General features: G+C 64.8%; 7 protein-coding genes. 4 read left to right on the plus strand and 3 right to left on the minus strand.

What is annotated here, in order from left to right:
* Window positions 1-106: 106 nt before the first annotated feature.
* On the minus strand, window positions 107-1,978 hold the full coding sequence (locus tag HCZ97_RS04720) for a methyl-accepting chemotaxis protein (RefSeq protein WP_167687521.1): 1,872 nt from the start codon (window positions 1,976-1,978) through the stop codon (window positions 107-109).
* Window positions 1,979-2,178: 200 nt separating this feature from the next.
* On the opposite strand from HCZ97_RS04720, the gene HCZ97_RS04725 reads away from it, so the two are divergent.
* From HCZ97_RS04725 to HCZ97_RS04735, 3 genes are all read left to right on the plus strand, one after another.
* The gene (locus tag HCZ97_RS04725) at window positions 2,179-2,541 is read left to right on the plus strand and encodes a response regulator (RefSeq protein WP_167687522.1); all 363 of its coding nucleotides are present in this window, start codon (window positions 2,179-2,181) and stop codon (window positions 2,539-2,541) included.
* A gap of 221 nt (window positions 2,542-2,762) precedes the next feature.
* Window positions 2,763-3,179: a CopG family transcriptional regulator gene (locus HCZ97_RS04730; protein WP_167687523.1), complete on the plus strand. Its 417-nt coding sequence runs from the start codon at window positions 2,763-2,765 to the stop codon at window positions 3,177-3,179.
* Window positions 3,180-3,205: 26 nt separating this feature from the next.
* A complete protein-coding gene (locus tag HCZ97_RS04735) occupies window positions 3,206-4,285 on the plus strand; it encodes a PHB depolymerase family esterase (protein WP_167687524.1) in 1,080 nt (359 codons plus the stop codon).
* 165 nt (window positions 4,286-4,450) lie between these two features.
* Here the strand turns inward: HCZ97_RS04735 and HCZ97_RS04740 are convergent, their stop codons facing one another.
* Together HCZ97_RS04740 and HCZ97_RS04745 are read right to left on the minus strand one after the other, a co-directional pair.
* Window positions 4,451-4,660: a 4-oxalocrotonate tautomerase family protein gene (locus HCZ97_RS04740; protein ID WP_167687525.1), complete on the minus strand. Its 210-nt coding sequence runs from the start codon at window positions 4,658-4,660 to the stop codon at window positions 4,451-4,453.
* A gap of 135 nt (window positions 4,661-4,795) precedes the next feature.
* On the minus strand, window positions 4,796-5,533 hold the full coding sequence (locus tag HCZ97_RS04745) for an SDR family oxidoreductase (protein WP_167687526.1): 738 nt from the start codon (window positions 5,531-5,533) through the stop codon (window positions 4,796-4,798).
* Between the two features lie 101 nt (window positions 5,534-5,634).
* On the opposite strand from HCZ97_RS04745, the gene HCZ97_RS04750 reads away from it, so the two are divergent.
* On the plus strand, window positions 5,635-6,258 hold a 624-nt coding region (locus HCZ97_RS04750), incomplete at its 3' end, for a LysR substrate-binding domain-containing protein (protein WP_167687527.1).

Raw genomic sequence — 6,258 nt, forward strand, 5'->3', positions numbered from 1 at the left:
CCAAAGCCCCTGATCGGTCCGCCCCAAAGGAAAAGGCCGGGCCCAACGAAGGACCCGGCCCGGTATCATTCCTTGCCGGCCCGGCGAAGCGCGCCGGGCTTTCGGTTTAGAAGTCTTCCCATTCATCCTCCCCGGCACTGGGCGCCGGGCCGTTCACCACGGCGCGGGGTGCGGCGGGGGCCATGGGGGCCGCGGCGCGTTGTGGCGCGCGCGCGACGGGCATGGCCGCCGGGATGGCATTTCCGCTGCGGCCCAGCTTGAACCGCCCGACCGCGTGGCGCAGGTTGATCGCCTCTTCCGTCATGGAGCGGCTGGCATCCAGCGTTTCCTGGAACATGGCGGAGTTCTCCTGCGTCGCCCGATCCAGCGAGGAGACAGAGGTGTTGATCTCGCTCACACCGGCGGATTGCTCATTGGCAGAGGTTGCGATGTCAGAGATATGCGCGGCGATCTTCTGGACCGACTCCGCGATCTCTTCCAGCGTCTGGCCCGCGGCCCCGACAAGGCTGACCCCTTCGGAAACCTGGCTTCCACTTTCGGTGATCAGCGTGTTGATCTCCCGTGCGGCTTCGGAAGAGCGCTGCGCCAGCGCGCGCACTTCGGAGGCGACCACCGCGAAGCCACGCCCCGCCTCACCGGCCCGCGCCGCTTCGACCCCGGCGTTAAGCGCCAGCAGGTTGGTCTGGAAGGCGATATCGTCGATCACGTCCATGATCCGGGAAATCTTGCCAGAGGACCCCTCGATCGAGCCCATGGCGGTCACGGCCCGCCCGACCACGTCGCCGCTGCGTTCCGCGTTGGCGGTCGCGTCGGTGGCGATCTTGTTGGCCTCTGCCGCGCCCTTGGCCGCGAGGATGGTGGAAGAGGTCAGCTCTTCGATGGCGGCGGCGGCTTCTTCCAGAGAGGCCGCGGATTCGATCGACCGCTTGGCCACCACCTCTGCCGATTGGCTGATCGCTTCGCCCTTCTGCTGCAACATGCCGGCGGTGTCAGAGATCGTGCCGATCAGGTCGGCAAGGTTGCTGGCGGTATCGTTGAAATCCTTGCGCAGGGCCTCGTAACTGGGCGGGAACGGTCCGGCGATCTGCATACTTAGGTCCCCTTGGGACAGCGCGCGCAGGCCATCTGCCAGCGCCGCGACCGCCGATTCCTGTTCCTGCTTGGCCTTGACCGCCTCTGCCTTCATCTGTTCGCCGCGCACCAGGTCCTTCTGGAAGGCCTCGACAGAGCGCGCCATCTCGCCGATCTCATCGGCACTGCCGGTATCGGGAATGGGATCGGAGAGGTTGCCCCCGGACAGGGCCCGCATCCGGGCGTTCAGGCGCGTCACGGGCGCCGTGACACTGCGCGCGATGAACCAGCTGACCGTGGCCATGATGATCACGCCGACCAGGAAGACCAGCGCGGCGCGGTTGCGGATCTCTGCGATCTGCCCTTCGATATCGGCGATCGTGGCGCCGGTTCCCAGGATCCAGCCCCAGGGCTGGAATTCGAGCGCATAGCTGAGCTTGGGCTGGACCTTGCCATCCATCATGAAGGAATAGGGAACGAAGCCGCCGCCCGTCTGCGCGCCCACGCGCCCCAGCTCCTGGAACACCATGACGCCGTTGGGGTCTTCGTGATCGCGCTGGTTGGTGCCGTCAAGCGCCGGGTTCGCGCCGTGGGCAACCACGATCAGATCTTCATCGAAAGCAAAGATGTAATTGGTGGAATCGTAGCTGATCGACTCTAGCAGGCGAACGCCCTCTGCCTGGGCCTCTTCCAGCGTCTTTTCGCCGGAGGCCACCTGCGCGTTCAACGGCACCAGCAGGCTGCTGGCGGCTTCTACCATGTTGCGCAGATCGATCTGGCGCATCTTGTAGATCCGGTTCCCGGCGATTTCGTAGATCGAATAGGCCAATGTTCCGCTCGTGATGATGGACACGAGGATGATCGAGAAGATCCTTGGCGCAATCCGGAGTCCAAATCCACCTGACATACTAAACGCTCCTTGGCATGGGTCCCCGCAGAACTGACCGCAAAGCGTAAATGTCCGGTTTAGCGTTCCTCCATCGGGGATGTTTTTAGAGAGTATTCGACTTATTTCGCCCTTGGCCCCCCGCGCGCCTCAACCGGGGGTCGCAAATGGATTTTCGATGCACTAGGCTTGCCAAACAAAGCTTGGGCGGGACCTGACAGATGGCAAGACTACTGCTTGTGGACGATGACGAGGCGCTGCTGGAGCTGACGGCAGAGGCCTGCGGGCTGCTGGGCTATCCTGCCCTGACCGCGCGCTCCGGAGCAGAGGCGCTGGAGCTGCTGAAGGCCTCGCCGGAGCTGGGCCTGATGATCTCCGACCTCAAGCTGAACGGCACGATGGACGGCTTTGCTCTGGCCGATGCGGCCCGCGACCTGCAACCGGGCCTGCCGGTGATGTTCGTCTCGGGCTATGGCTCATACGCGGAGCGGCCCGAAGGCATGAGCGAGGCCCGGATCCTGCGCAAGCCCGTGGGCATGGCCGTGCTGAAAGAGGCCCTGGCAGACCACCTGGGCCCTGCCTAAACCAGGCCTGAGCCTATTCCACCCGACATGACGCTGCGGCCTGGACTGCGGGCCGGGACCCTCCCTTTGGGGGCTGGTGACGCTTGATTGCGCGGCAGATCGCAGGCCTTCGTCCGAATCTTCCCGAGGCGGGCTTGGGTGATTTGACAAAAGACAGCGCGTCAGCCTTGCAAACATCCGCCTAACATCCATATACCATCCATGTAGATGGAGAACCGATCATGGCCGAGGTAAGACAGATCCGGGACAAGCAACCGGACAACGAGAAGATCACGATCAACCTCGGCTTCGTCGACCTTGGTCGCATCGACCTGCTGGTGCAGGAGGGGTTCTACTCGAACCGCAGTGACTTCATCCGCACCGCGATCCGCAAGCAACTCGACACGCATGGAGAGGCCGTCGACCGCTCCATCGAGCGCCATACCATGGAACTTGGCCTTCGGGACTTCGACCGGGCGGAGCTTGAGCAGCTCCGCGCGGCCGGCGAGGTCCTGCATATCAAGGTCGTGGGCCTGGCCCGCATTCATTCAGACGTCACGCCCGACCTCGCCCGGGCGACCATCGGCTCGATCAGCGTTCTCGGCAGCCTCCAGGCTTCCCCGGACATCAAGAAGGCCCTCGCCGACCGCATCAAGTAGCGGCGGCCCTCACAAGGACGGAACAGATGATCAATTTCAACGCCGGCGCCTGGCGCCCGGCGACCGGGCAAACGCGCGCTGCGCAAATTGCCTCCGCCAATGACCTTGTCACGCGCACGCTGGCACAGCATGGGCTCACGGCTGGCCCCCTGGCGGGGGTCCCTGCTGGCACAGGCAGTGAAACGCTGACCTCGGCCCTGTCCGGGCTGATGGCGCGCTTTAATCCCGAAGGCGGGACCGCGACGCCGCCTGCTGACCTTCCCGAGGGCGCGCGCTTTGACGACGGCAGCTTCGCCTGCACGGCCGGCACGCGCCGCTACCGCACATATGTGCCCGCTTCTGCGCGCGACGGTGTCACCGGCCTCGTGGTCATGCTTCACGGTTGCACCCAGACGCCCGAGGATTTCGCCACCGGTACTGGCATGAACGCCCTTGCCGAGCAGCATCGCTTCATCGTTCTCTACCCGCAGCAGTCGCGCGGCGACAACGCCCAGTCCTGCTGGAACTGGTTCAGCCGGGGCGACCAGAGGCGTGATCGCGGAGAGCCCGCCATCCTTGCGGGCCTGACACGCGAGGTCATCGGGCGCCATGCGGTGCCAGAGGAAAAGGTCTTTGTCGCGGGCCTGTCCGCGGGGGCAGCCATGGCTGTCATCCTGGGCGGGACCTACCCGGATCTCTTCAAGGCCGTGGGCGCCCACTCCGGTCTGCCTGCCGGCGCGGCGCACGATGTGCCTTCGGCCTTTGCTGCCATGGGCGGACGCGCGGATCAAAGCACCACCCGCACGGCACCCACGCGGACAATCGTCTTCCATGGGGATGCGGATTCCACCGTCCACCCGTCCAACGGCGATGGGATCGTCCGGCAGGCTCTTGACGGTGGCCCGGCGCAAAGCCTCCAGAGCGAGACTGCAGGGACCGCAGGTGGAAGAGCCTACCGGCAGTGTACCACCCATGACGGCAACGGTCTGGAAACGGTCACCCACTGGGTCGTGGAGGGCCTTGGCCATGCATGGTCCGGCGGACAGGCGGCAGGAAGCTACGCCGATCCCAAGGGCCCCGATGCAAGCGCGGAGATGGTCCGCTTCTTCTTCGCGCCCGCCACCTGAGCAGAGGGTTAGCCTCCCGGTGCAGACTTGGCCCGCAGCAATCGTCTTTCTGGCTGATTGCTGCGGCACTGATGCTGCGAGGCTACCGCCTTTTCCCGAAAGCCATTTCCGGCGGGAGAAGGAACAGCCCACTGGCCGCAGGCTGCGGCCAGTGGGGCCCGGATTTCACCGCGCGCGATAGGCCTGCGGGATCGAGAAGGGCTCATCACCGCGGTAATAGCCGCCATCAAGTACTTCCTCGATCAGGACCATGGTATGCGGTCGGGCTGCCTCGGAGAAGTATTCGACCAGCATCTCTGTCACGCGATGCCCGATCTCGGCCTTCTGGTCGGATGTCAGGGCCGCTTCGGGCGTCTTGATGTTCACGAATGGCATGGATTTTTTCCTTTCAGGGTTGGTGATGGAGATGCTCGGCCAGGCCGATCCGCTCCGGACGTTGGACGCGGTCCCGGTGGGCCACGCCGTTGAGGATCCCTGCCCCATCCCGGGACGGGTCGAGCTTCGGCGCGATCAGATCACGCCGCCGTTGGCGCGAATGACCTGCCCGCTGATCCATCCCGACTGCTCGCTGGCCAGGAACCGTACGACACGCGCAATATCCTCTGGAGTGCCGAGGCGACCGAAGGGGTTCATGCCCTTGATCTGCTCCACCAGCGCGTCGCTCTTGCCCGCCAGGAAGAAGTCCGTGCCGACAGGGCCCGGGGCCACGGCGTTGACAGTGATGCCCTTCGCCCCCAGCTCCTTGGCCAGGATATGGGTCACCGCCTCGATCCCGGCCTTGGTGGCCGCATAAAGCCCGTAGCCGGGCTGATAGAGCCCCACGACCGAGGACGAGAGGTTCACGATCCGCCCGCCCTGCGCCATCCGCTGCGACGCCTCGCGCATCAGTCGGATGGGGGCGGCCAGGTTCAGTGCCACCTGGGCGTCGATCTGCGCATCATCCGCCTCTGCGAGGGGCGAGGACACCATCATCCCGGCGTTGTTCACAAGGATGTCGACGTTGCCAAACGCCGCTTCTGCCGCGTCGAAAAGGGCGGCGGGTGCGGCAGGGTCTGCCAGATCGGCATGGATCGTGACCGCCTGGCCGCCGGCCGTCGTGATTTCGGCAGCAAGGGCCTCTGCCGCGTCGGGGCTGCTTGCATAATTGATGGCGACGCGAATGCCGTCGGCAGCCAGGTGACGCGCGATCTCGGCCCCAATGCCGCGGGATGCGCCGGTCACGATGGCCGTTCGGGTTTCATGGGTCATGACGATCTCCGTTTGAGTATGGGAGACAGCTAGGCCATGCTTCACGGCGAAACAAATACCTGAAAATTGACATCACAATTCATCCTGCACTAACAAACGGCATGGACAGACTGGACCGGCTTGAACTTTTCACACGCATTGTCGAGGGCGGCAGCTTTGCCCGCGCGGCGCGGGATCTGAACGTCGCCCGGTCCACCGCGACCAATGCGATTAACCTGCTGGAGCAGGAAGCGGGCGTGCGTCTGCTGGCGCGCACCACCCGTCAGGTCGCGACGACACCGGAGGGCGCGGAGTTCTATCGCAGGGCAAGGGCCATCCTAGCGGAGGTCGAGGACACCTTCGGCACCTTCGCCAAAGGTAGCCCCACCGGCCACCTGCGCATCGATGCTTCTGGATTGCTCACGCGCACCTTCCTCGTTCCGCATCTTCCGGCGTTTCTGGACCGCTTCCCGGGGCTGACCATATCCTTTTCGCAAAGCGACCGTTTCGTCGACATCGTGCGTGACGGTGTCGATTGCGCGCTGCGGGCCGGGCACCCGCAGGACAGCAGCCTACGAATGCGAAAGCTTGGCGAGTTGCCCGAAATCACCTGCGCCAGCCCGGCCTACCTGGTCCGCCACGGCACGCCGCGTGATTGCGATGATCTGGAAAACCACCGGATGATCGGCTTCCTGTCGTCGCGCACGGGCGAGGTCCTGCCGCTGGAATTCACGCGCGACGGCGCC

It is taken from the genome of Pseudooceanicola sp. HF7 (assembly GCF_011806405.1).
Taxonomy (GTDB): Bacteria; Pseudomonadota; Alphaproteobacteria; order Rhodobacterales; family Rhodobacteraceae; genus Pseudooceanicola.